Source organism: Streptomyces seoulensis, assembly GCF_022846655.1.
In the GTDB taxonomy this organism is placed as follows: Bacteria; Actinomycetota; Actinomycetes; order Streptomycetales; family Streptomycetaceae; genus Streptomyces.
The window spans coordinates 91,583-114,436 of sequence record NZ_AP025667.1 but is presented as its reverse complement, the minus strand read 5'-3'; the positions used below and the strand labels follow the sequence as shown (position 1 = coordinate 114,436).

At 69.2% G+C, this 22,854-nt stretch carries 17 protein-coding genes; 13 read left to right on the top strand and 4 right to left on the bottom strand.

Translation table 11 applies throughout. The annotated features are described in order from the left end of the window. Window positions 1-66: 66 nt before the first annotated feature. A complete protein-coding gene (rpsF, locus tag HEK131_RS00520) occupies window positions 67-357 on the bottom strand; it encodes a 30S ribosomal protein S6 (protein WP_003975025.1) in 291 nt (96 codons plus the stop codon). Between the two features lie 275 nt (window positions 358-632). Between rpsF and HEK131_RS00515 the strand changes: the two genes are divergently transcribed. The 3 genes from HEK131_RS00515 to HEK131_RS00505 all read left to right on the top strand — a co-directional run bounded on the left by HEK131_RS00515 (window position 633) and on the right by HEK131_RS00505 (window position 3,416). Beyond that, window positions 633-950, top strand: coding sequence for a hypothetical protein (locus HEK131_RS00515; protein WP_217463509.1), 318 nt, complete (start codon window positions 633-635; stop codon window positions 948-950). Between the two features lie 182 nt (window positions 951-1,132). Then, window positions 1,133-2,254, top strand: coding sequence for a lipid II:glycine glycyltransferase FemX (locus HEK131_RS00510; protein ID WP_217463510.1), 1,122 nt, complete (start codon window positions 1,133-1,135; stop codon window positions 2,252-2,254). Between the two features lie 130 nt (window positions 2,255-2,384). Then, window positions 2,385-3,416, top strand: a complete 1,032-nt coding sequence (locus HEK131_RS00505) for an alanine racemase (RefSeq protein WP_161147305.1) — start codon at window positions 2,385-2,387, stop codon at window positions 3,414-3,416. Between the two features lie 100 nt (window positions 3,417-3,516). Here the strand turns inward: HEK131_RS00505 and HEK131_RS00500 are convergent, their stop codons facing one another. Together HEK131_RS00500 and HEK131_RS00495 are read right to left on the bottom strand one after the other, a co-directional pair. Further along, entirely contained in the window at window positions 3,517-5,022 is a 1,506-nt protein-coding gene (locus HEK131_RS00500; protein ID WP_244333223.1) for a glycosyltransferase family 87 protein, read from the bottom strand. 126 nt (window positions 5,023-5,148) lie between these two features. Beyond that, window positions 5,149-7,785 (bottom strand): transglycosylase domain-containing protein, encoded by a 2,637-nt coding sequence (locus tag HEK131_RS00495; protein WP_432215604.1) that lies wholly within the window; start codon window positions 7,783-7,785, stop codon window positions 5,149-5,151. Window positions 7,786-8,149: 364 nt separating this feature from the next. On the opposite strand from HEK131_RS00495, the gene HEK131_RS00490 reads away from it, so the two are divergent. The 3 genes from HEK131_RS00490 to HEK131_RS00480 all read left to right on the top strand — a co-directional run bounded on the left by HEK131_RS00490 (window position 8,150) and on the right by HEK131_RS00480 (window position 11,363). Then, window positions 8,150-8,833 (top strand): PadR family transcriptional regulator, encoded by a 684-nt coding sequence (locus tag HEK131_RS00490; protein ID WP_217463513.1) that lies wholly within the window; start codon window positions 8,150-8,152, stop codon window positions 8,831-8,833. A 43-nt stretch (window positions 8,834-8,876) separates the two neighbouring features. Beyond that, a complete protein-coding gene (locus HEK131_RS00485) occupies window positions 8,877-9,959 on the top strand; it encodes an inositol-3-phosphate synthase (RefSeq protein ID WP_217463514.1) in 1,083 nt (360 codons plus the stop codon). A 93-nt stretch (window positions 9,960-10,052) separates the two neighbouring features. Then, window positions 10,053-11,363: an MFS transporter gene (locus HEK131_RS00480; protein WP_244333222.1), complete on the top strand. Its 1,311-nt coding sequence runs from the start codon at window positions 10,053-10,055 to the stop codon at window positions 11,361-11,363. Between the two features lie 37 nt (window positions 11,364-11,400). Here the strand turns inward: HEK131_RS00480 and HEK131_RS00475 are convergent, their stop codons facing one another. Further along, entirely contained in the window at window positions 11,401-12,843 is a 1,443-nt protein-coding gene (locus HEK131_RS00475) for a CCA tRNA nucleotidyltransferase (protein ID WP_244333221.1), read from the bottom strand. Between the two features lie 260 nt (window positions 12,844-13,103). Here HEK131_RS00475 and HEK131_RS00470 point away from each other — a divergent pair, with 260 nt between their 5' ends. From HEK131_RS00470 to trxA, 7 genes are all read left to right on the top strand, one after another. Next, window positions 13,104-15,485 carry a DUF6049 family protein gene (locus tag HEK131_RS00470; protein ID WP_244333220.1) on the top strand — a complete coding sequence of 794 codons (2,382 nt, stop codon included), beginning with the start codon at window positions 13,104-13,106 and terminating at the stop codon, window positions 15,483-15,485. 46 nt (window positions 15,486-15,531) lie between these two features. After that, the gene (gene murJ / locus HEK131_RS00465; RefSeq protein ID WP_244333219.1) at window positions 15,532-17,829 is read left to right on the top strand and encodes a murein biosynthesis integral membrane protein MurJ; all 2,298 of its coding nucleotides are present in this window, start codon (window positions 15,532-15,534) and stop codon (window positions 17,827-17,829) included. A 118-nt stretch (window positions 17,830-17,947) separates the two neighbouring features. Next, window positions 17,948-19,663: a protein kinase family protein gene (locus tag HEK131_RS00460; protein WP_244333218.1), complete on the top strand. Its 1,716-nt coding sequence runs from the start codon at window positions 17,948-17,950 to the stop codon at window positions 19,661-19,663. 26 nt (window positions 19,664-19,689) lie between these two features. Beyond that, window positions 19,690-20,442 (top strand): RNA polymerase sigma factor SigM, encoded by a 753-nt coding sequence (gene sigM / locus HEK131_RS00455; protein WP_244333217.1) that lies wholly within the window; start codon window positions 19,690-19,692, stop codon window positions 20,440-20,442. Further along, the gene (locus tag HEK131_RS00450) at window positions 20,439-21,323 is read left to right on the top strand and encodes a zf-HC2 domain-containing protein (protein ID WP_244333216.1); all 885 of its coding nucleotides are present in this window, start codon (window positions 20,439-20,441) and stop codon (window positions 21,321-21,323) included. Before sigM ends, HEK131_RS00450 begins: the two co-directional genes overlap by 4 nt. Window positions 21,324-21,494: 171 nt before the next feature. Then, window positions 21,495-22,466, top strand: coding sequence for a thioredoxin-disulfide reductase (trxB, locus tag HEK131_RS00445; protein WP_217463521.1), 972 nt, complete (start codon window positions 21,495-21,497; stop codon window positions 22,464-22,466). Window positions 22,467-22,510: 44 nt separating this feature from the next. Further along, the gene (gene trxA / locus HEK131_RS00440; protein ID WP_161147293.1) at window positions 22,511-22,843 is read left to right on the top strand and encodes a thioredoxin; all 333 of its coding nucleotides are present in this window, start codon (window positions 22,511-22,513) and stop codon (window positions 22,841-22,843) included. The last annotated feature ends 11 nt before the right edge of the window (window positions 22,844-22,854 follow it).

Here is a 22,854-nt window from a genome sequence, read left to right as displayed (position 1 = left end):
CGGCGGGATTGCTCTGGCTGCTTGGTTGCTGCTACTCGAATCCCGAGATCAGCTGAGCGGGAGAGCTCAGTGCATCTCGGGGCGGAGGACCTTGGTCCGGAGGACCGACTCGTTCAGGTTCATCTGGCGGTCGAGCTCCTTGACGACCGCAGGCTCGGCCTGCAGGTCGATGACCGAGTAGATGCCCTCAGGCTTCTTCTTGATCTCGTACGAGAGACGACGACGGCCCCAGGTGTCGACCTTTTCCACCTTGCCGCCGCCATCGCGGACGACAGAGAGGAAGTTCTCGATCAGCGGGGAGACAGAACGCTCCTCGAGATCGGGGTCGAGGATGACCATCACCTCGTAGTGACGCATGTGGAACCCACCTCCTTTGGACTCAGCGGCCACGGTCGTTCCGTGGCAGGAGGGTCGTGATGCGTACGCAACGGTATCGGCCGCCACTGACAATCGGAGGCTCCGCGAGGAACCGTCCACAGTGGGCCGCTACGGGCCAGGGCAGACACCGGTGCAGACGTTACAGACTACCCGCCCACCCGCTTCCGGTTGAAATCCGGCCCCGGGAGCCCGCAATCTGTACACATCGGGTGTGTAGGGCGCTACAGTGCGCCGCGATCCGCAGGAGGTGCCTCATGACACAGGCATTGCGACCGACCACCGCCGGCTCCCTCTTCGCCAGTGACGGCAAGCCCCATCCGCTCCAGGACACCCTGACGGTGGTGACGCTCGTCCTCGGGCTGCTCGCCTTCGTCACCTGCTTCATCGGCGGCCTCCACCTGGTGGCCTCCTGGGCGGGCCTGATCGGCCTGCTCACCGGCGCCTACGGGCAATGGATCTCGATCACCACACGGGAGCGCTTCGGCCTGATCGTCGGGCTCGGTGCCTCCGGCATCGGCTTCCTGATCGGCATGGCCAACGGCGGTCTCTTCGGAGGTCTCATCGGCGGCTGACACACCCCGCCGCCGGTCCACGACGGCGTCACGGACACCGACGAGCGTCCCGGCCCTCCAACGGGCCGGAACGCCGGTGCTGTACGCCCCATTCGGGGCGCTCGCAGGGCGCAGTAGGCTTCGGCGCGAGAGCCGGAGCCCCTGATCCCATGGGGACACACCAGCCCGAGGAGCGCCCCGACATGAGTCTGACCCTGAGGACCATCAGCCGCGAGCAGCATCTGGCATACATCCAGAGCCTGCCGTCGGCTAGCCACATGCAGGTCCCGGCATGGGCCGACGTGAAGGCGGAATGGCGTTCGGAGAGCCTCGGCTGGTTCGACGAGCGCACCGGTGACATGGTCGGCGCCGGCCTGGTCCTCTACCGCCAGTTGCCCAAGATCAAGCGCTACCTCGCCTACCTGCCCGAGGGTCCGGTCATCAACTGGTTCTCCCCGAACCTGGAGGACTGGCTCCAGCCGATGCTGGCCCACCTCAAGCAGCAGGGCGCCTTCTCGGTCAAGATGGGCCCGCCGGTGATCATCCGCCGCTGGAACGCGGAGACCATCAAGAAGGGCATCCAGAGCCCGGACGTGAAGCGCCTGCGCGACATGGAGGCCGACTTCATCGAGCCGCGCGCCTTCGAGGTGGCCGACAAGCTGCGCCGCATGGGCTGGCAGCAGGGCGAGGACGGCGGCGCCGGCTTCGGCGACGTGCAGCCGCGCTACATCTTCCAGGTGCCGCTGGCCAACCGCTCGCTGGAAGAGGTCCACAAGCAGTTCAACCAGTTGTGGCGCCGCAACATCAAGAAGGCCGAGAAGGCCGGCGTCGAGGTCGTCCAGGGCGGTTACCAGGACCTGGAGGAGTGGCAGCGGCTGTACGAGATCACCGCGGTGCGCGACCACTTCCGGCCGCGCCCCCTGTCGTACTTCCAGCGCATGTGGACGGCCCTCAACACCGAGGACCCCAACCGGATGCGGCTGTACTTCGCCCGCCACAACGGCGTGAACCTTTCCGCGGCCACCATGCTGATCGTCGGCGGCCACGTCTGGTACTCCTACGGCGCCTCCGACAACATCGGCCGTGAGGTCCGGCCCTCCAACGCCATGCAGTGGCGGATGCTGCGCGACGCCTACGCGCTCGGCGCCACCGTCTACGACCTGCGCGGCATCTCCGACTCGCTGGACGAGACGGACCACCTGTTCGGCCTCATCCAGTTCAAGGTCGGTACCGGTGGCCAGGCGGCCGAATACCTCGGCGAATGGGACTTCCCGCTCAACAAGCTGCTCCACAAGGCGCTCGACATCTACATGTCGCGGCGCTGAGCGGCGGTCACCCGCTTCCGCCGCCTTCTGGTTCCATAGCCCTCACAAGGGTTCACTGTCTCCCGTCCCCCGAGTCCCGCTGATCCCAGCGGCGACCACCGCAGCCACGAGAAAGGTTCCGGGTCCGGCCATGGCGCTCACGCTCTACGTCGACACCGCGCGCTGGCGTGCGCACCACAAGCACGTGCAGGAGCAGTTTCCGGGGCTCGTCCCGGTCTGCAAGGGCAACGGCTACGGCTTCGGTCACGAACGGCTCGCGGAGGAGGCCACCCGGCTGGGCTCCGACATGCTCGCCGTCGGCACCACGTACGAGGCCGCGCGCATCAAGGACTGGTTCAGCGGCGACCTGCTCGTGCTGACGCCGTACCGGCGCGGCGAGGAGCCGGTGCCGCTGCCGGACCGGGTGGTCCGCTCGGTGTCGTCGGTCGACGGCGTGTACGGCCTGGTGGGTGCCCGTGTCGTCATCGAGGTAATGTCCTCGATGAAGCGGCACGGCATCAGCGAGCAGGATCTGCCGCAGCTTCACCAGGCCATCGAGAACGTCCGCCTGGAGGGCTTCGCCATCCACCTGCCGCTGGACCGCACCGACGGCTCGGACGCCGTCGAGGAGGTCATCGGGTGGATGGACCGGCTGCGCGCGGCCCGGCTGCCGTTGCACACGATGTTCGTCAGCCACCTCAAGGCCGATGAACTCATCCGGCTCCAGCAGCAGTTCCCGCAGACCCGCTTCCGCGCCCGGATCGGCACGCGGCTGTGGCTGGGCGACCACGACGCCACCGAGTACCGGGGAGCCGTCCTGGACGTCACGAAGGTGACCAAGGGCGACCGCTTCGGCTACCGGCAGCAGAAGGCGGCCTCGGACGGCTTTCTGGTGGTCGTGGCGGGCGGTACGTCGCACGGGGTGGGCCTGGAGGCCCCGAAGGCCCTGCACGGCGTCATGCCGCGCGCCAAGGGCGTGGCGCGGGCCGGCCTCGCCACGGTGAACCGGAACCTCGCGCCGTTCGTCTGGAGCGGCAAGCAGCGCTGGTTCGCGGAGCCGCCGCACATGCAGGTGTCGATCCTGTTCGTCCCCTCCGACGCTGCCGAGCCGAAGGTCGGGGACGAGCTGGTGGCCCATCTGCGGCACACCACCACGACGTTCGACCGGATCGTGGACCGCTAGGACCACTGGAGCGGGCTGAAGCGAACGGAAAGGCCGTGCACGAGATTCCGTGCACGGCCTTTCTCATGTCCGCGTCTTCATGCCCGCCGAGCCTGTTCGCTCAGAGCGAACGACCCTCGTGGGGCAGCGGTTCCGGGCCGCCCCAGTCCGTCCGGGACTTCTCCTCGGGCGACTCGTGCTCCGGATGCCTCAGCCCGCGCAGGACGAAGCGGTCGGCCGCGCCGTCGAGCACGCCGCCTGAGGGGTCGTCGTCCCCGGACCGGCGCACCACGTCGCGCTCCGGCCGGAGGATGTCGCGCACGATGACGGCGCACAGGTACAGGGTGCCCAGCAGGTGCAGGGCGATCGCCCAGTGGTAGCCCTCGGTGGGCAGGCCCTTGTGGGCGTCTCCGCTGGTCGTGTACGCGAGGTACAGCCAGATACCGAGGAAGTACGCCACCTCGCACGCCTGCCAGACAAGGAAGTCCCGCCACTTGGGCCGGGCCAGCACCGCCAGGGCCACCAGCCACAGCACGTACTGGGGGGAGTAGACCTTGTTGGTGAGGATGAAGGCCGCCACCATCAGGAAGGCCAACTGGGCGAAGCGGGGCCGGCGCGGTGCGGTGAACGTCAGCGCCGCGATACCGAGGAAGGACAGCACCACCAGAGCGCTGGCGGTGGTGTTCACGAAGTCGATGCTCGGCGGGTTGCTGGAGTTCTGCGACCAGATCAACCAGAACGAGCCGAAGTCGACGCCCCGGTCATGGCTGAACGTGTAGAACTTCGACCAGCCCTGGAAGGCGAACAGCATCACCGGCACGTTCACCACGAGCCACGCGCCCGCAGCGCCCCCGACCGCCAGGAAGAACTCCCGCCACTTGCCGGCCCGCCAGCACAGCACCAGCAGGGGGCCCAGCAGGACGAGGGGATAGAGCTTGGCGGCCGTGGCCAGGCCCAGGAGCACACCGAAGGCGACGGCCCGGCCGCGCGACCACATCAGCATCGCGGCGGCCGTAAGGGCCACCGCCAGAAGGTCCCAGTTGATGGTGGCGGTCAGCGCGAAGGCAGGCGCCAGAGCGAGCAGCAGACCGTCCCAGGGGCGGCGGCGGTGGGTCCGGCTGACGCAGACGGCGATGACGGCCGCGCAGACCATCAGCATCCCGGCGTTGACGAACCAGTACCACTGCTCCTGCCGCTGGATGCTGCCGCTGCCCGGCGTGAGCCAGGAGGCCACCTCCATGAACACTCCGGTCAGCACCGGGTACTCGAGGTAGTCCATGTCGCCGGGCAGCTTGTCGAAGTACGGCACGAGCCCGTCGGCGAAGCCACGCCCCTGGTAGAGGTGCGGGATGTCCGAGTAGCAGGCGTGCGTGTACTGCGAGCTGGCCCCGAAGAACCAGGCGCCGTCGTAGCAGGGTGCCTTCTGGACGAGTCCGAGGGCGAACATGCCGATCGCCACGAGCGCGACGACCCGGACGGGCGTCCACCAGGACGTCCCGGTCAGGGCGCGTCGCCCTAGGGGGCCGCCGATCAGCTCGCTGCCGGCCGCGGCGATCTCGTCCTCCCGCGTCGGTCGTACCGTCTCCGGTTCACGCACGCGCGCGGGCGTCGTCTCTGCACTGGGCATGGGGCACATCCTGCCGTACTCGCTAGGGAATACGCCGAGGGCCGCCGCACCTGGTCGGTGCGACGGCCCTCGTTTCACGTGAAACACCCGTGCCGGTTCAAATGACCGCCAATCGGGCGGGTGGCCCTATTGGCCGGCCTGGCCTCCGAAGAAGCCTCCGCCATCGTTCCCATTGGCTCCGGCGTTGCCGTTGCCCCTGACACCACCGGTTCCGGGTGACGTCGAGTCGGTCGGCGAGGAGCTGACTCCGCCGTCCGCGCCACCGGGGCCGGTGCCGCCGTTGTCGCCGCAGAAGAACCGGCACGTCTCGCTCTCGGACGGCGACGGCGGCGGCGTGCTCTGGCTCGGCGACGAGCTGGGCGACGAGGTCGGCGTCGGGCTCGGCGTGATGCTCGGCTTCGGGGTCGGCGTGGGAGCACCGACCTCGTTCTGGATCTTGGGGATCTTCACGGCGTCCGGGAAGCCGGGGTCGTTCTTCCCCTTCAGCGCGTCCAGCATGTACTCGGTCCAGACCGAGGTCGGGATGTCACCACCGTGGATGGAGTCCTTGCCGGCCGTGCCGTTCATGGACAGCAGCCTGTGGTCCGCGGGGTTCTCGCGGAACATCGCCACCGAGGTGGCGAGCTGCTGGGTGTAACCGACGAACCAGGCCGACTTGTTCTCGTCGGTGGTACCGGTCTTGCCCGCGGCCGTGCGGCCCAGAGCCTTGGCGTTCTGACCCGTACCGTTCTGGATCACGTTCTCCAGGACGTCGGTGACGTTGTGGGCGATGTTCGCGTCCATCGCCTGCTTGGACTCCGGCTTGGTGAAGCCCGGCACGTCCGCACCGTCGACCTTGACCGAGGTGACCGAGTAGGGATCCGTCTGCTTACCGGACGCGGCGAACGTCGCGTAGGCGTCCGCCATGCGGATCGCGCTGGGGGTGGAGGTACCGATGGCGAAGGACGGGTTCAGGTCCTTGGCCATGCTGCCCTCCAGCACACCGGCCGAACGGGCCATGTCCCGGACCTTCGACATGCCGACGTCGACACCGAGCTGCACGAACGGGGTGTTGACCGACTGCTCCATCGCCTTGCGCAGGCTGATGTAGCCCCAAGGGTGGTCGCTCTCGTTCGCCTGGAAGAAGAACGAGTTGTCCCTGTTGAGGTAGAACGACCCGTCCGGCCGGCGGACCTTGAGATGGTCGTTGCCGTTGTACTTGCTCAGCGGGGAGATGCCCTCACCGTCCGAGTTGTACGTGCCGTCCTGCATCGCCGCGGCCAGCACGAACGGCTTCCAGGTCGAACCGACCGGGACGCCGGAGGTGTCGGCGTTGTTGGTGAAGTGACCGTTCTCGTACCCGTCGCCGCCGTAGAGGGCGACGATGGCGCCGTCGTTGGGCACCACCGAGGCCGCGCCGAACTGGACGTACTTGTCCTTCTCGACGGTCTCGGGCTTCAGGCGCGACTTCTGGATCTTCTTCACGGCCGCGGTCAGGGCATTGACCTTGTCCTTCTGGAAGGTCGTCCTGATCTGGTAGCCGCCCTTGTCGAACTTCGCCTCCGTGATGCTGGAGTGGTTCAGGACGTACTTCTTCGCCGTGTCGACCATGTAGCTGATCTGGCCGGTCATGCCCTTGGTCGCCTTGCGGCCCTGCGGCTCGGGGTAGTGGCTGATCGCCTTCTGGTAGTCGGCGTCGCTGAGGTGCTTGTCCTTGTGCATCTCGCCGAGGATCCAGCGCCAACGACCTTGGGAACGAGCCAGGTTGGCCGTCCGCGTCGCACTCTTGTCGAGATCCTCGTTGCCTGCCGGGTCGTAGTACGTGGCGCCCTTCAACAGGGCCGCGAGAACCGCGCATTCGCTGGGGGTCAGCTTCTCGGCGTTCTTGCCGTAGTACGTCTGCGCCGCCGCCTGGATGCCGTAAGCGCCACGACCGTAGTACGAGGTGTTCAGATAACCGCGCATGATGTCGTTCTTGCTGAGCTTCGTGCCCACCTTCAGGGAGATGAACATCTCCGTGAACTTGCGGGTGAGCGTCTGGTCCTGGCTCAGGTACGTGTTCTTGACGAACTGCTGGGTGATCGTGGAACCACCCTGGGTCTGTCCGCCACGGGCCATGTTGGCGAAGGCCCGCGCGATACCCATGGGGTCGACGCCGGAGTCCTCGTAGAAGCTCTTGTTCTCCGCAGAGATCACGGCGTACTGCATGGCCTTGGGGATGGCCTCGATCTTGAGGTTCTGCCGGTTCACACCGGTACCCGTGGCCACCATCTGGGTTCCGTCGGCCCAGTAGTAGACGTTGTTCTGCGACTCGGCGGCGTCGTTCTCGTCCGGGATGCCGACGAGCGCGTACCCCACGCCGGCCATGACGACCACGCTGCCCGCGAAGCCGATACCCAGACCCGTGACCAGTCGCCAGGACGGCACCCAGCGGCGCCAGCCGTACTTGCCCACGCGGGGATAGTCGATGATCCTGGGCTTGCCGGGTGGCCCCTCGTCATGGCCCCGGCCACGGCCCGCAGCCGCGTTGTCGGCACCCCGGCGGCGGCCGCCGCCTCTCTGGGCGGCCCGACGTGCCTCGGCACGACTGCCGTACTCACGCTCATCACCCCCAGAGTCGTGAGAGTCCGGTCCCTGGGATCGAGACCCATAGGAGTGGTCAGAGGCCCCGTTGGCGCCTCGCGGAGCGCCGGAACGGCCGGAGGACGGGCCGGGCTGGCCGCGTCGGGCCGCGGCACGTCCGCCTCCCTGCGGCTGCGGCGGTTTGCGACGGTGCTCGCTCATCGAACGATTACTCCTCGGGCAGGCGCATCCGTGCGCGCCTGGAAACAGCGGCTGGTTTCCGGTCCCCCCGAAGTACGGATGTGGTCGTTGCTGCATTCACCCGTACTGCACCGAGGATCACGACGCTCCCCAAGCGCCCCTTGGTTCCCGGTGTTGTGCATGCCGCACAGACTACGCACCGCCAAAACCCTCCGAGCCCCGAAGTTCACCCCAAAACAGGCAACTTGCCTCGTACGAATCGGTGATGTGATCCCGTTCACCGTTTCCCCTCTTGTCGCACACCGAAGGCCGTTCTATCGTCGTGATGTATCGAGTCGATACATCGGAGCGAGATAAACGCGTCGCGTACCGAGAGGAGGCGATCATGAGCCGACGTGCCGGCATCCTTGAGTTCGCCGTGCTCGGGCTGCTGCGCGAGTCGCCGATGCACGGCTATGAGCTGCGCAAACGACTCAACACGTCCCTGGGTGTGTTCCGGGCGTTCAGCTACGGGACGCTCTACCCCTGCCTCAAGACGCTGGTCGCCAACGGCTGGTTGATCGAGGAACCGGGCAACACCCATGAAGACGCTCTGGCCGCCCCTCTCACCGGGCGCCGCGCGAAGATCGTCTACCGGTTGACGGCCGAAGGTAAGGAGCACTTCGAGGAACTCCTGTCGCAGACCGGCCCCGACGCATACGAGGACGAGCACTTCGCCGCCCGGTTCGCCTTCTTCGGGCAGACCTCGCGCGATGTGCGCATGCGTGTGCTGGAGGGACGGCGCAGCCGACTGGAGGAGCGCCTGGAGAAGATGCGCGCCTCCCTGGCACGCACGCGGGAGCGCCTCGACGACTACACGCTCGAACTCCAGCGCCACGGAATGGAGTCCGTGGAGCGCGAAGTGCGCTGGCTGAACGAGCTGATCGAGAGCGAGCGGGCCGGGCGGGACCGTAAGGGTCCCGCGTCCGCCGAGTCCGCTCAGCAGGACACCACATCTGGATCGACGGGCGGCCTGCCCCGTCCCAGGGATCTTCCGGGGACGGATACGCCCGACGACACCGCCACGTGACGGCCCGACAGGGCCTCACTCGTACACACAGGGAGCAACCGGAATGGGTTCGGTTCGCGTAGCCATCGTCGGTGTCGGCAACTGCGCCGCGTCGCTGGTGCAGGGAGTCGAGTACTACAAGGACGCCGACCCGGCGGCCAAGGTCCCCGGCCTGATGCACGTACAGTTCGGCGACTACCACGTGCGGGACATCGAGTTCGTCGCCGCCTTCGACGTGGACGCCAAGAAGGTCGGCCTCGACCTCGCGGACGCCATCGGCGCCTCCGAGAACAACACCATCAAGATCTGCGACGTGCCCTCCACCGGTGTCACCGTCCAGCGCGGTCACACCCTCGACGGCCTCGGCAAGTACTACCGCGAGACCATCGAGGAGTCGGACGCCGAGCCGGTCGACATCGTCCAGACCCTGAAGGACAAGCAGGTCGACGTCCTGGTCTGCTACCTGCCCGTGGGCTCCGAGGCCGCGGCGAAGTACTACGCCCAGTGCGCCATCGACGCCAAGGTCGGCTTCGTCAACGCCCTTCCGGTCTTCATCGCCGGCACCAAGGAGTGGGCGGACAAGTTCACCGAGGCCGGCGTGCCGATCGTCGGTGACGACATCAAGTCCCAGGTGGGCGCCACCATCACGCACCGCGTCATGGCGAAGCTGTTCGAGGACCGCGGTGTGATCCTGGACCGCACGATGCAGCTCAACGTCGGCGGCAACATGGACTTCAAGAACATGCTCGAGCGCGAGCGCCTCGAGTCCAAGAAGATCTCCAAGACCCAGGCCGTCACCTCCCAGATCCCCGACCGGGACCTCGGCGAGAAGAACGTGCACATCGGCCCGTCCGACTACGTGGCCTGGCTGGACGACCGCAAGTGGGCCTACGTCCGCCTCGAAGGCCGTGCGTTCGGCGACGTCCCGCTGAACCTCGAGTACAAGCTGGAGGTCTGGGACTCCCCGAACTCCGCCGGTGTCATCATCGACGCCCTGCGTGCCGCGAAGATCGCCAAGGACCGGGGCATCGGTGGCCCGATCCTGTCGGCGTCGTCGTACTTCATGAAGTCCCCGCCGGTCCAGTACTTCGACGACGAGGCCCGCGAGAACGTCGAGAAGTTCATCCGCGGCGACGTCGAGCGCTAGCCGCGGCTCGCACGAGAACGCTCCTGCCAGGGCTGTGAAGGTCCCCGGGGTCTGCCGACCCCGGGGACCTTCCGCATGTGTGAGGCTGTGCCCATGCCCGTAGTCCGTGATCTGCGCCTGCTGCTGCGCGTACGGGACTTCCGGCGCCTGCTGTACGTCCGTCTGCTCTCGCAGGGCTCGGACGGCGTCTATCAGATCGCGCTCGCCTCGTACGTCGTCTTCTCCCCCGAGAAGCAGACCTCGGCACCGGCGATCGCCTCCGCGATGGCGGTCCTGCTGCTGCCGTATTCGCTGGTCGGTCCGTTCGCGGGTGTCCTGCTGGACCGCTGGCGCCGGCGTCAGGTCTTCGTCCACGGCAATGTGCTGCGCGCCGTGCTCGCGGCCGCCACCGCCGTGCTGATGGCCGTCCACGCGCCCGACTGGCTGTTCTACGCCTCTGCGCTGTGCGTCACGGCCGTCAACCGGTTCGTGCTCGCGGGCCTCTCGGCGGCGCTGCCGCGAGTGGTGGACGCCGATCGCCTGGTGCTGGCCAACTCCCTGTGCCCGACCGCTGGAACGCTGGCCGCGACGGCGGGTGCCGCCCTTGCCTTCGGCGTCCGGTTCATCGCGTCGGATTCGGACGCGGCGGTGGTCCTGCTCGGGGCCCTGCTGTATCTGTGCGCGGGCCTGACCGCCTTGACCATGGCCCCCTCCTTGCTCGGCCCCGACCGGCCACCGGTGCTGCCGCATCTGCGCACCGTCCTCGCCGACACGGCGCACGGTCTCCTCGCGGCCGTGCGGTACCTGGCCGAGCCCCGACGCCGGGAAGCCGTCTGGGCGCTCACGGCGATGACCTGCATGCGCTTCTGCTACGGAGCACTGCTGGTCCTCCTGCTCATGCTGTGCCGGTACGGCCTCTCCAGCACTCCGCAGGACGGTCTCCGTCTGCTGGGTCTCGCTCTGGCAGTATCCGGCGCGGGGTTCTTCGCAGCCGCCGTGGTGACGCCCTGGAGCGCGGGCCGGCTCGGTGCCGGACGGTGGATCGCGGTCTGCGCGGGCGCCGCCACCGTCCTGGTGCCGGCACTGGGCCTTACGTTCGCCACGGTTCCGTTGCTGATCGCGGCCTTCTCGCTGGGGCTGGTCACCCAGGGCGCCAAGATCGCCACGGACACGATCGTCCAGGCATCGGTCGAGGACGGTTTCCGGGGCCGGGTCTTCTCCGTCTACGACGTCCTCTTCAACGTCGCCTTCGTCGGCGCCGCCGGGGTGGCGGCCCTGATGCTTCCGCCGGACGGCCGATCGGCGTTGCTGGTGATCCTCGTGGCTCTGCTCTACGGCGCTGCCACCGTGGCCATGGCTCGCTTCGAGGGACGCCGGAAAAGCGAGAGGGGCGGTGTTTCACGTGAAACACCGCCCCTCCGCTGAGTCGTGTTTCACGTGAAACACGATCCCGGCAGCGCACTCAGTCCTGCTGCGCCCACCACTCCTTGAGAGCCGCCACGGCGGTGTCCCGGTCCATGGGGCCGTTCTCCAAGCGCAGCTCCAGCATGTGCTTGTACGCCTTGCCGATGACGGGGCCGGGGCCGACGCCGAGGATCGTCATGATGTCGTTGCCGTCGAGGTCGGGGCGGATGGAGTCCAGCTCCTCCTGCTCCTGGAGCTCGGCGATGCGCGCCTCCAGCCCGTCATAGGCGCGGGACAGCGTGGTCGCCTTGCGCTTGTTCCGGGTGGTGCAGTCGGAGCGGGTCAGCTTGTGCAGGCGCTCCAGCAGCGGGCCGGCGTCGCGGACGTAGCGCCGGACGGCGGAGTCGGTCCACTCGCCGGTGCCGTAGCCGTGGAAACGCAGGTGCAGCTCGACCAGGCGCGAGACGTCCTTGACCAGCTCGTTGGAGTACTTGAGGGCCGTCATGCGCTTCTTGGTCATCTTGGCGCCGACCACCTCGTGGTGGTGGAACGAGACCCGGCCGTCCTGCTCGAAGCGTCGCGTCCGGGGCTTGCCGATGTCGTGCAGCAGCGCGGCCAGCCGGAGCGTGAGGTCCGGGCCGTTCTCCTCCAGGTCGATCGCCTGCTCCAGCACGATGAGCGAGTGGTCGTAGACGTCCTTGTGGCGGTGGTGCTCGTCACGCTCCAGCCGGAGCGCCGGAAGCTCGGGCAGGACGTGCGCGGCGAGCCCGGTGTCGACCAGCAGGGTGAGGCCCTTGCGGGGGTGGGTGGAGAGCAGCAACTTGTTCAGCTCGTCCCGGACCCGCTCGGCCGACACGATCTCGATCCGCGCGGACATCTCGGTCATCGCCGTGACGACCGCCGGGTCCACCTCGAAGTCGAGCTGGGCGGCGAACCGGGCGGCCCGCATCATCCGCAGCGGATCGTCGGAGAACGACGCCTCCGGTGTCCCGGGGGTACGCAGCACCCGCGCCGCGAGATCCTCCAGACCTCCGTGCGGGTCGATGAACTCCTTCTCCGGCAGGGCCACGGCCATCGCGTTGACCGTGAAGTCCCGCCGGACCAGGTCCTCCTCGATGGAGTCGCCGTACGACACCTCGGGCTTGCGGGAGGTGCGGTCGTACGCCTCCGACCGGTAGGTGGTGACCTCGATCTGGTAGCCGTCCTTCTGGGCGCCCACCGTGCCGAAAGCGATCCCGACCTCCCAGACGGCGTCCGCCCATGGCCGGACGATCCGCAGCACGTCCTCGGGGCGCGCATCGGTCGTGAAGTCCAGGTCGTTCCCGAGCCGGCCGAGCAGCGCGTCCCGGACCGAGCCGCCGACCAGGGCGAGCGAGAACCCGGCCTCCTGGAAACGGCGGGCGAGATCGTCGGCGACGGGAGCCACCCGCAGCAGCTCGCTCACCGCGCGCTGCTGCACCTGGCTGAGGGCAGCGGGATTGTCATCGTTGGGGTTCGGCACAACAGAAGAGGGTACGTGGCCGGGCCGACCAGGGGCGCACCCATTTGACCGGGGCGGAGGCGTCCTGTCATACCCCCACAAGGGCTGCCCTTGCGGCGGACACCGGCTCTCCGCTCGTTAGCGGATATAGAGGACAGGCGGACCCTCCGGGGTGATCTTGCGCGATGGTCCGTGGCACTTCACCTCTGCCGTCATCGTTACCATGCGGGGACGCACATTCCGACGACCACTGATGACGACGACGAGGGACGGGCTAGCGCGTGGCCGACGCGGCTGAATTCCAGGGGCCAAGTGCCTCTCCTGCCCGCCGCCGACTGCGGCGGGCCGGAGCGCTGCTGGCGGGCGCACCGCTGCTGGCCGGGCTGCTCCAGTGGACCGCTGCCGAGCCCGCGCAGGCGGCTCCGGCGGACTCGGTGTCCGTGGCGTTGGACTCACTGACGCCCAGCGTGCCCACCGAGGACGACACGCTGACCGTGTCCGGCACGGTGATCAACAACGGCAGGCAGACCGTGACCGGCGCCCACGTGGGGCTGCGGGTGGGGCCCCTGCTGAACACCCGCTCGGCCGTCGACGCCATCGCCCAGCATCCGAACGATCTTCGCGGCGGTGCCGGCGAGGAGCTCGGCGGGAAGTACACGGAGAAGTTCGCCAAGCTGGTCCCGGGCGTCGCCGAGCACTTCAGCATCTCCGTCCCGGTGGACGAGCTCGACCTCAGCAAGGACGGCGTCTACTCGTTCGGCGCATCCGTGTCCGGCAGGACCTCGGCGCAGCCCTGGGACCAGATGCTGGGCATCGAGCGGACCTTCCTGCCCTGGCAGCCGTCCGAGGCCGGCAGCACGAGCAGGACGACGTTCCTGTGGCCGCTGCTCTCCTCCGTCCACATGACGGCCCGGACGGGCGCCGGAGAGCGGCAGACGCCCGTCTTCCAGGACGACGAGCTGGCCAAGGAGATCGCCCCCGGCGGCCGCCTGGCGCAGATGATGGAGCTGGGCAGGGACCTCGACGTCACCTGGGTGATCGACCCGGACCTGCTGGCCGCGGTGGACGCGATGGCGAGCGGCTACCGGGTCCAGCAGCCCGACGGCACCACCAAGGCCGGCTCGCGCGAGAACCAGGCGGTCGCCAAGCAGTGGCTGGCCGGTCTGCAGAAGTCCGTGTCGGGCAAGGAGGTCGTCGCGCTGCCGTTCGCCGACCCGGACCTGGCCTCGCTCGCCCACACCGGCACCAGCGTCACCGGCTCGCTCAGCCATCTCAAGGACGCCACCGACGTCGCCGCCCTCACGGTGAAGACCGTGCTCCATGTCACGCCGAGCACCGACTTCGCGTGGCCCGTGGAGGGCGCGGTCGATCCCTCGATCATCAAGGTGGCCACCTCCGCCGGCGCCGACCGGGTGATCACCCGCAGCGACAGCCTCCGGGAGACCGCCGGGCTGTCCTACACGCCTTCCGCCGCCCGCCCCATCGGCGGCGGCACCACGGCGGTCGTCGCCGACGCGCGGATGTCCACGGCCTTCGAGGGCGACCTCACCAAGGCGGACACCTCCACGCTCGCGGTGCAGCAGTTCCTCGCACAGAGCCTCGAGGTCAATGTGCAGAAGGACGAGCAGCGCAGCGTCGTGGTCGCCCCGCAGCGCACGCCGACCGCCAGCCAGGCGCAGGCGATGGCCACGGCCGTGAAGGCGCTCCAGGGCGGCAACTGGTCGCAGCCCGAGAACCTCACCGACGCCGCCAAGGCCAAGCCCGACCCGGACGCCACCACGCGCATCCCCTCCACGTCGGCTTACCCCTCGTCGCTGCGCAAGCAGGAACTGCCGAGGAGCGCCTTCGAGCAGATCGCCGACACGCAGGACAAGCTCGACAACTTCCAGGTGATCCTCACCGACCAGTCCCGCGTGGTCACGCCGTTCGGCAGGGCCATAAACCGCGGGATGTCCACGTCGTGGCGGGGCCAGGCCACCAAGGCGGACGGCTTCCGCGCGGCCGTGGAGAGCTGGCTCGACGACCTCGGCGGGCAGGTCAAGCTGATCGACAAGTCGGAGACCAAGCTCTCCGGGCGCAGCGCGACCATCCCGGTGACCGTGCAGAACAACCTGGTCCAGCCCGTCGGCCACCTGTACCTGCGGCTCAGCTCGACCCAGCCGACCCGGCTGAAGATCGGCGGCAAGGCGTACTCCGAGCAGCAGGTCGAGGTCTCCGGCGGGCACAGCCAGTCGGTGAAGTTCACCACCTCGGCCAATGCCAACGGCCGGGCCACGGTCCTCGCCCAGCTCTACACCGAGGACGGCCAGGAGTACGGCGACCCGGTCACCTTCGACGTGAAGGTCACCGAGGTCACGCCCACGGTCATGCTGGTGATCGGCGGCGGGGTGCTGCTGCTGGTCCTCGCAGGCTTCCGGATGTACACCCAGCGCAAGCGCGCGGCCGCCCGCCAGGCCGAGGAGGCCGAGGAAGAGGGCCCGGACGAGGCGGAGGCGGATTCCGGCGACGGCTCGGGGAACCCCGACGGCTCCGGGGACCGTCTTCCCGAGGAGCCGGGTTCCCCCGCCGGGGCAGCGGAGCCGGACCAGCCGGGTGACCCTGCGCCGGACACCGCACCGGAAAGCGCCGACCCGTCCGGCACGGGTGAGAGAGTGGACCGTTGAGCGACGCCGCGGCCCGTGTGGCCAGGGACGATGAGGTGGGGTAACCATGAACGCGCCGTACGACGGTGACCGCGGCGGGGACGCCGCGGACTCGGGCCGGCCCGAGACCCCGCCCGAGCCGGGCCAGGAGCCGCCGCAGCCCGCGGCGGACATGTACCTCCAGGACGCCTACGACCAGGACCCCTACCGGGCGCGGGACCTCTCCGCCCAGGACCCGGTCGCCGAGGCGCTCTACGACCGCGCCGCGCACCCCCCGCCGCCCCCAGGCACCTACGAGCCGCGCCAGCCGCTCTACGCCCCGCCGTCGCAGTCGTCGTACTCCCCCGACCCGCGCGTCTGGGCCAAGACGCCGGCGCCGGAGCCTGAGGGCGACGCCACCCAGCACATGCCGTACGGCGACCACCCGCGCACGACCCAGTTCGTCGGCGTGGACGACCTCGTCTCGCACTCCGGCGAGGAGTACCACGAGCCGGACGCCTTCGCGCACCTCCTGCGGGACCAGCAGCACAGCGGCTCCGCCGCGTCGGCCCACGCGGGCCAGGGCGCCGGCGGCTCCTACCCGCCGCCTCACGCCCAGAGCCCCGCGCAGTACGGCGGCGGCGGAACCCCGTACCAGGCAGCCTCCGGGAACCCCATGCAGCCACCCGTACCCGCACCGGCCGGGCCCTCCGGCCCTGCGGAGACCTCCGCGCCACCGGCTCCGGCCCCGGCGAAGGGGCGCGCCTCCGGGCTGCTGAGCTCCAGCGCCGTGATGGCCGCGGGCACGATGGTGTCGCGGCTCACCGGGTTCGTCCGCTCCGCGATGATCGTCGCGGCGCTGGGCCTCGGTGTGCTCGGTGACTCCTTCCAGGTCGCCTACCAGTTGCCCACGATGATCTACATCCTGACCGTCGGCGGCGGTCTCAACTCGGTCTTCGTGCCGCAGCTCGTGCGGTCGATGAAGGAGGACGAGGACGGCGGCGAAGCCTTCGCCAACCGGCTGCTGACCCTCGTGATGGTCGCGCTCGCCGGGCTGACCGTGCTGACGATGCTCGGCGCTCCGTACCTGGTGCGCGTGCTGTCGGACCCGATCGCCTCCGACTCGGCGGCCAACGAGGTGGCGGTCACCTTCACCCGCTACTTCCTGCCCTCGATCTTCTTCATGGGCATCCACGTGGTGATGGGTCAGATCCTGAACGCGCGTGGCAAGTTCGGCGCGATGATGTGGACCCCGGTCCTGAACAACATCGTCATCATCGTGACGCTCGGCATGTTCCTGTGGGTCTACGGCTCCGCGGCCGACTCCCACATGACCGTCAACAACATCCCGCTGGAGGGCCAGCGCCTGCTGGGCATCGGCATCCTGCTCGGACTCGTCGTCCAGGCCCTGGCGATGATCCCGTACCTGCGCGAGACCGGCTTCCGCATCCGGCCCCGGTTCGACTGGAAGGGCCACGGCCTGGGCAAGGCCGCGATGCTCGCCAAGTGGACGGTGCTGTTCGTGCTCGCCAACCAGGCGGGCGCCATGGTCGTCACCCAGCTTTCCACCGCCGCCGGCAAGGACTCGGGCGTCAAGGGCACGGGCTTCTCCGCCTACGCCAACGCCCAGCTCATCTGGGGTCTGCCGCAGGCCATCATCACCGTGTCACTCATGGCCGCGCTGCTGCCGCGTCTTTCGCGCTCGGCCGCCGAGGGCGACGGCGGCGCCGTCCGTGACGACATCTCGCAGGGCCTGCGCACGACCGCGGTGGCCATCGTGCCCATCGCCTTCGGCTTCGTCTCGCTCGGCATCCCGATGTGCACGCTGATCTTCGGCTCCTCGGGCACCAGCTCGGCCACCAACATGGGCTTCATGCTGATGGCCTTCGGCCTGGGCCTGATCCCGTACTCGGTGCAGTACGTCGTCCTGCGCGCCTTCTACGCGTACGAAGACACCCGCACCCCCTTCTACAACACGGTCATCGTGGCGGCGGTCAACGCGGGCGCATCCGCGCTCTGCTACTTCCTGCTCCCGTCCCGCTGGGCGGTGGCGGGCATGGCGGCCGTGTACGGCCTCTCCTACGCCATCGGCGTCGGTGTCGCCTGGCGGCGGCTGCGCAAGCGGCTGGGCGGCGACCTCGACGGCTCCCGCGTGCTGCGGACGTACGCGCGCCTGGGGATCGCCTCGGTCCCTGCGGCGCTGCTCAGCGGCGCGGCCTGCTACGGCATCGGGCACTCCCTCGGACAGGGCGTTTTCGGTTCGCTCGTTGCGCTCGTGGCGGGCGGTGCGGTATTGCTGGGCGTCTTCTTCGTAGCCGCGCGCCGCATGCGGATCGACGAGCTCAATTCGCTCGTCGGCATGGTGCGCGGGCGTCTGGGGCGCTGAGGCCGGGGTAGTCGCACAACCATCGTCCCCCTCTGCGTGTCGTGCATAGCGGGGGACTGTGGGCACAATTGGTTTCGGCGTCGGACAGCGTGCAACGGATGGGGAGGCAGGGACGACGGTGGCGGAACGTAGCACGGCTGCCGTCGACGTGGCAGACAACAGCGGCGACGAGCCGCTGACCGCCAAGGCGGATCAGGCCACGGCCGACGGGGTGGCCAAGAACCCGGAGCGGGACACGGACATCGACCAGGTGCAGGGGAGCGGCGGGGTGGAAGACCTCGGAACGTCTTCGCCCCCTGAACTGCACAGCGGTCACAAACTCGCCAGGCGCTACCGCCTCGAGGAGTGCGTCACCCGTCTGGACGGATTCAGCAGCTGGCGTGCGGTCGACGAGAAACTACGGCGAGCCGTCGGTGTGCACATCCTGCCCGCCGACCACGTGCGCGCCCGCGCCGTGCTGGCCGCCGCCCGTTCGGCGGCGCTGCTCGGTGACCCTCGTTTCGTGCAGGTCCTCGACGCGGTCGAGGAGAACGACCTCGTCTACGTGGTGCACGAGTGGCTGCCCGACGCCACCGAACTGACCGCCCTCCTCGCGTCCGGCCCGCTGGAGCCGCACGACGCCTACCAGATGGTCAGTCAGGTCGCGGGAGCCATGGCCGCCGCCCACCGCGAGGGCCTCGCCCATCTGCGGCTGAACCCGAACGCGGTCCTGCGCACCTCCTCCGGGCAGTGGCGCATCCGCGGTCTCGCCGTGAACGCCGCCCTGCGCGGCGTGGGCTCCGACACCCCGCAGCGCACGGACACCGAGGCCATCGGCGCCCTGTTGTACGCGGCGCTGACGCAGCGCTGGCCCTACGAGAGCGATGCGTACGGCCTGGCCGGCCTCCCCAAGGACATCGGGCTCATCGCGCCGGACCAGGTGCGCGCCGGAATCCACCGTGGGCTGTCCGAGCTGGCGATGCGCGCGCTCGTCAACGACGGCGCCACCGCCTCCCGGCACGAGGCCGCGTGCACCACGCCGGAGGAGCTGGTCAAGGCGATCGGCGAGATGCCGCGCGTCCGGCCGCCGGAGCCCGCGTTCACCCGTCCGCCGGAGTACCAGCGCACGACCTACCAGCAGGGCACCTACGGCCGTCCCTCGGCCCATCCCGGCGCCACGCAGCCCGTCCAGCCTCCGCCCGCCCCGCTCCAGAGCCGTACGGGCAAGGCGCTGAAGTGGACGGTCTCCGCACTGCTCATCGCGGCGCTCGGCCTCGGCAGTTGGCAGCTCGCCGACGCCCTGATGACCCGCGGCGACAACTCCAACGACACGAACACCACGCAGACGCAGGACGAGGGCGACAAGGGCCCTGTCAAGGCGGCGCCGCAGCCGGTGAAGATCCAGGGGGCCCAGGAGTTCGTCGCCAAGGGTGACGCCCAGCACCCGGGCGATGTCGCCAAGACCTACGACGGTGACACGTCGACGGCCTGGCGGACCAAGACCTTCAACGAGGGCCCTCTGATCGCCCCCTTCAAGCCGGGCGTGGGCATCGTCTACGACCTAGGCTCGGCGACGGACCTCGACGCTGCCACGATCGGACTGCGTTACGCCGGGGACCACACGACGGTCGACCTCTACACGTCCGACTCAGCGCCCGTGTCTCTGGACTCGATGCGTAAGGTCGGCAGCAGCACCACCGCGGGTTCCACCGCCACGGTGAAGCCCAGCAAGCCGGTGAAGGGGCGTTACGTCCTGGTCTGGCTGACGGCCGTTCCGATGTCCGGTTATGACGCGGCCACCTACTCAGGCGCGGGCTACAAGCAGGCCATCACCGAAGTGCACTTCACAGGCTGACGTCTCATCCGAGTCGGAGGGGGACGATGGCAGGCAGTAGTCGGTACGGCGAGGTGCGGGACGAGGAGTTGCTCGCCCGTCATGTGCAGGGTGATCCCGATGCCTTCGGCGAGATCGTGCGAAGGCATCGGGACCGGCTGTGGGCGGTCGCGCTGCGGACGCTGAAGGACCGCGAGGAAGCCGCGGACGCGGTGCAGGACGCGCTGGTGTCGGCCTACCGGGCCGCGCACACCTTCCGGGGGCAGTCGGCCGTCACGACCTGGCTGCACCGGATCACCGTGAACGCCTGCCTGGACCGCATCCGCAAGGCGGCCTCGCGGAAGACCTCGCCCGTCGACGACACCGAGCGTCTGGACCAGTTGCTGGAGCCGCACGAGTCGGCCTCCGCTCCCGCCGAGCGCAACGACCTGCACCGCCAGCTTCTCGAAGCCCTGGGCACCCTTCCCGCGGAGCAGCGGGCCGCACTGGTCCTGGTGGACATGCAGGGCTACCCCGTCGCCGAGGCGGCCCAGATTCTGGACGTGCCCACCGGGACCGTGAAGAGCCGGTGCGCACGCGGCCGGGCCAGGCTCCTCCCCCTGCTCACCCACCTGAGGCCCGGCGCCCCCGGCAGGAGAAGCGACCCCGCTGCCCCTGGCGGTGGGAAAGAACCCGTGGCGGGACGGAACCGGGTGCACGGGGCATCCGTCCCACCGGCGACAGGATCTGCGGGCGAGGGAACCGAAGACTCCGGACCGAGTGGTTCAGCCGTCGTGAAGGGCGGAGGTGGGCGAGCATGACGTCCTCGACGGACACGACCGGGCACCCGGACGTCGCCGAGATCTCCGACCTGGCCGAAGGGCTTCTCCCGCCGTCCCGCAGCGCGGACCTGCTGCGCCACTTGGAGGGATGCGAGCCGTGCGCTGAGGTCCGTGCCGCGCTGACGGAGATCCAGGGGCTGCTGGGCACCGTGGCGGACGTGCCCCCGATGCCCACGGACATCGCCGACCGGATCGACGCCGCCCTCGCCGCCGAGGCAGCGGGCCGGACCGAAGCGGAGCCCCCCGCCCCCGGCCGTCATGTTTCACGTGAAACGCAGACCCCACCGGACCGCCCGGCCACGCGCTCCCGCACCACCACCGGGCCCGGCCGGAAAGAACGCGGCCGAAGCCGCCGCAGGACAGCCGCGCTGGGTGCCGTGCTCACCGCCGCCGTCCTCGGGGCCGGGTCCCTGCTCGTGCAGTCCCTCGGCAGTACGTCGTCCGACAAGGCGGCGCAGAGCGCGGCATCAGCCCCCGTCGGCGCCTTCTCCGGGGTCAGCGTGAAGGGTCAGGTCAAGGAGTTGCTCACCGCCCGGCAGGGGCTGCAGCGGGGCAGTCAGCGCCCGCAGCAGGACGCGGAGACGGACCTGGCCCCATCGGGACCTACGCAGAGCGCGAACACGCTGATCCAGACCGAGGTCCCGGTACCCGATTGCGTCCGGCGAGCGATCAACTCCGGTGACACGGTTCTCGGGGCGAAGAGCGGCACCTACGCCGACAAGAGCGCGTACCTGGTCGTGGTGCCCGACAAGGCTGACAGCAAGCGGGTCACGGCTTATGTGGTCGACGCCTCCTGCACGGTCCGGCGGCCCGCGGCCTCGGGCGATGTGCTGCTGAAGCAGTCTCTCGCCCATCCCTGAGACCGCGCGGGCGTCGTCTCAGGTCGCCTCTCCTCGTCCCGACGGTGTGAGCCGTCGCGTGGCCGGACATCAGGGGAATGCGTGCCCCTTAGGATCGGTTGGGTGGTGTGAGAGTCCCGGCAGGGGCTCCCACCGGTCGGCTGACACAGACCAGAGACGAGGAACCAAGCCGTGAGCGACGTCCGTAATGTGATCATCATCGGCTCCGGGCCCGCAGGCTACACGGCGGCGCTGTACACCGCGCGTGCGTCCCTGAAGCCCCTGGTGTTCGAGGGTGCCGTCACCGCCGGTGGCGCGCTGATGAACACCACCGAGGTGGAGAACTTTCCGGGCTTCCCCAACGGCATCATGGGTCCCGAGCTGATGGACAACATGCGGGCGCAGGCCGAGCGCTTCGGCGCCGAACTGCTCCCGGACGACATCGTCTCCGTCGACCTGACCGGCGACGTGAAGACCGTCACCGACACCGCGGGCACGGTCCACCGGGCCAAGGCCGTCATCGTGGCCACCGGCTCCCAGCACCGCAAGCTCGCGCTGCCCAACGAGGACGCGCTGTCCGGCCGTGGCGTCTCGTGGTGCGCCACCTGTGACGGCTTCTTCTTCCGGGACCAGGACATCGCCGTGATCGGCGGCGGCGACACCGCGATGGAGGAAGCGACCTTCCTCTCCCGGTTCGCCAAGTCCGTGACGATCGTCCACCGCCGGGACACCCTGCGCGCCTCCAAGGCGATGCAGGAGCGTGCCTACAACGACCCGAAGATCAAGTTCGCCTGGGACAGCGAGGTCGTCGAGATCCTGGGCGAGCAGAAGCTCACCGGGCTGAAGCTGCGCAACCTCAAGACCGGTGAGCTCTCCGACCTGCCCGTCACGGGTCTGTTCATCGCCATCGGCCACGACCCGCGCACCGAGCTCTTCAAGGGCCAGCTCGACCTGGACGCGGAGGGCTACCTGAAGGTGGACGCGCCCTCCACCCGGACCAACCAGCCCGGCGTCTTCGCCGCGGGTGACGTGGTCGACCACACCTACCGCCAGGCGATCACCGCCGCCGGCACCGGCTGTGCCTCGGCCCTGGACGCCGAGCGCTACCTCGCGTCCCTGCTGGACGAGGGCGGCCACGCCGAGCCCGAGAAGACCGCCGTCTGACTTACCCCCAACCCCCCCACCGAACATCAAGTGAGGAGCCCGCTGTGGCCGGCACCGTGAAGAAAGTGACTGACGACTCCTTCGACGAGGACGTCCTCAAGAGCGACAAGCCCGTCCTGGTGGACTTCTGGGCCGAGTGGTGCGGCCCGTGCCGCCAGATCGCTCCGTCCCTGGAGGCCATCGCCGCCGAGCACGGCGACAAGATCCAGATCGTCAAGCTGAACATCGACGAGAACCCGGCCACGGCCGCCAAGTACGGCGTCATGTCCATCCCGACGCTGAACGTCTACCAGGGCGGCGAGGTCGTGAAGACGATCGTCGGTGCCAAGCCGAAGGCGGCTCTCGTCCGCGACCTGGACGACTTCATCACCGGCTGACGTTTCACGTG

Bases quoted from the DNA above. Each gene is read 5' to 3' on its own strand.
- rpsF (WP_003975025.1), bottom strand. From the start codon at position 357: ATGCGTCACTACGAGGTGATGGTCATCCTCGACCCCGATCTCGAGGAG.
- HEK131_RS00515 (WP_217463509.1), top strand. From the start codon at position 633: ATGACACAGGCATTGCGACCGACCACCGCCGGCTCCCTCTTCGCCAGT.
- HEK131_RS00510 (WP_217463510.1), top strand. From the start codon at position 1,133: ATGAGTCTGACCCTGAGGACCATCAGCCGCGAGCAGCATCTGGCATAC.
- HEK131_RS00505 (WP_161147305.1), top strand. From the start codon at position 2,385: ATGGCGCTCACGCTCTACGTCGACACCGCGCGCTGGCGTGCGCACCAC.
- HEK131_RS00500 (WP_244333223.1), bottom strand. From the start codon at position 5,022: ATGCCCAGTGCAGAGACGACGCCCGCGCGCGTGCGTGAACCGGAGACG.
- HEK131_RS00495 (WP_432215604.1), bottom strand. From the start codon at position 7,785: ATGAGCGAGCACCGTCGCAAACCGCCGCAGCCGCAGGGAGGCGGACGT.
- HEK131_RS00490 (WP_217463513.1), top strand. From the start codon at position 8,150: ATGAGCCGACGTGCCGGCATCCTTGAGTTCGCCGTGCTCGGGCTGCTG.
- HEK131_RS00485 (WP_217463514.1), top strand. From the start codon at position 8,877: ATGGGTTCGGTTCGCGTAGCCATCGTCGGTGTCGGCAACTGCGCCGCG.
- HEK131_RS00480 (WP_244333222.1), top strand. From the start codon at position 10,053: ATGCCCGTAGTCCGTGATCTGCGCCTGCTGCTGCGCGTACGGGACTTC.
- murJ (WP_244333219.1), top strand. From the start codon at position 15,532: ATGAACGCGCCGTACGACGGTGACCGCGGCGGGGACGCCGCGGACTCG.
- sigM (WP_244333217.1), top strand. From the start codon at position 19,690: ATGGCAGGCAGTAGTCGGTACGGCGAGGTGCGGGACGAGGAGTTGCTC.
- HEK131_RS00450 (WP_244333216.1), top strand. From the start codon at position 20,439: ATGACGTCCTCGACGGACACGACCGGGCACCCGGACGTCGCCGAGATC.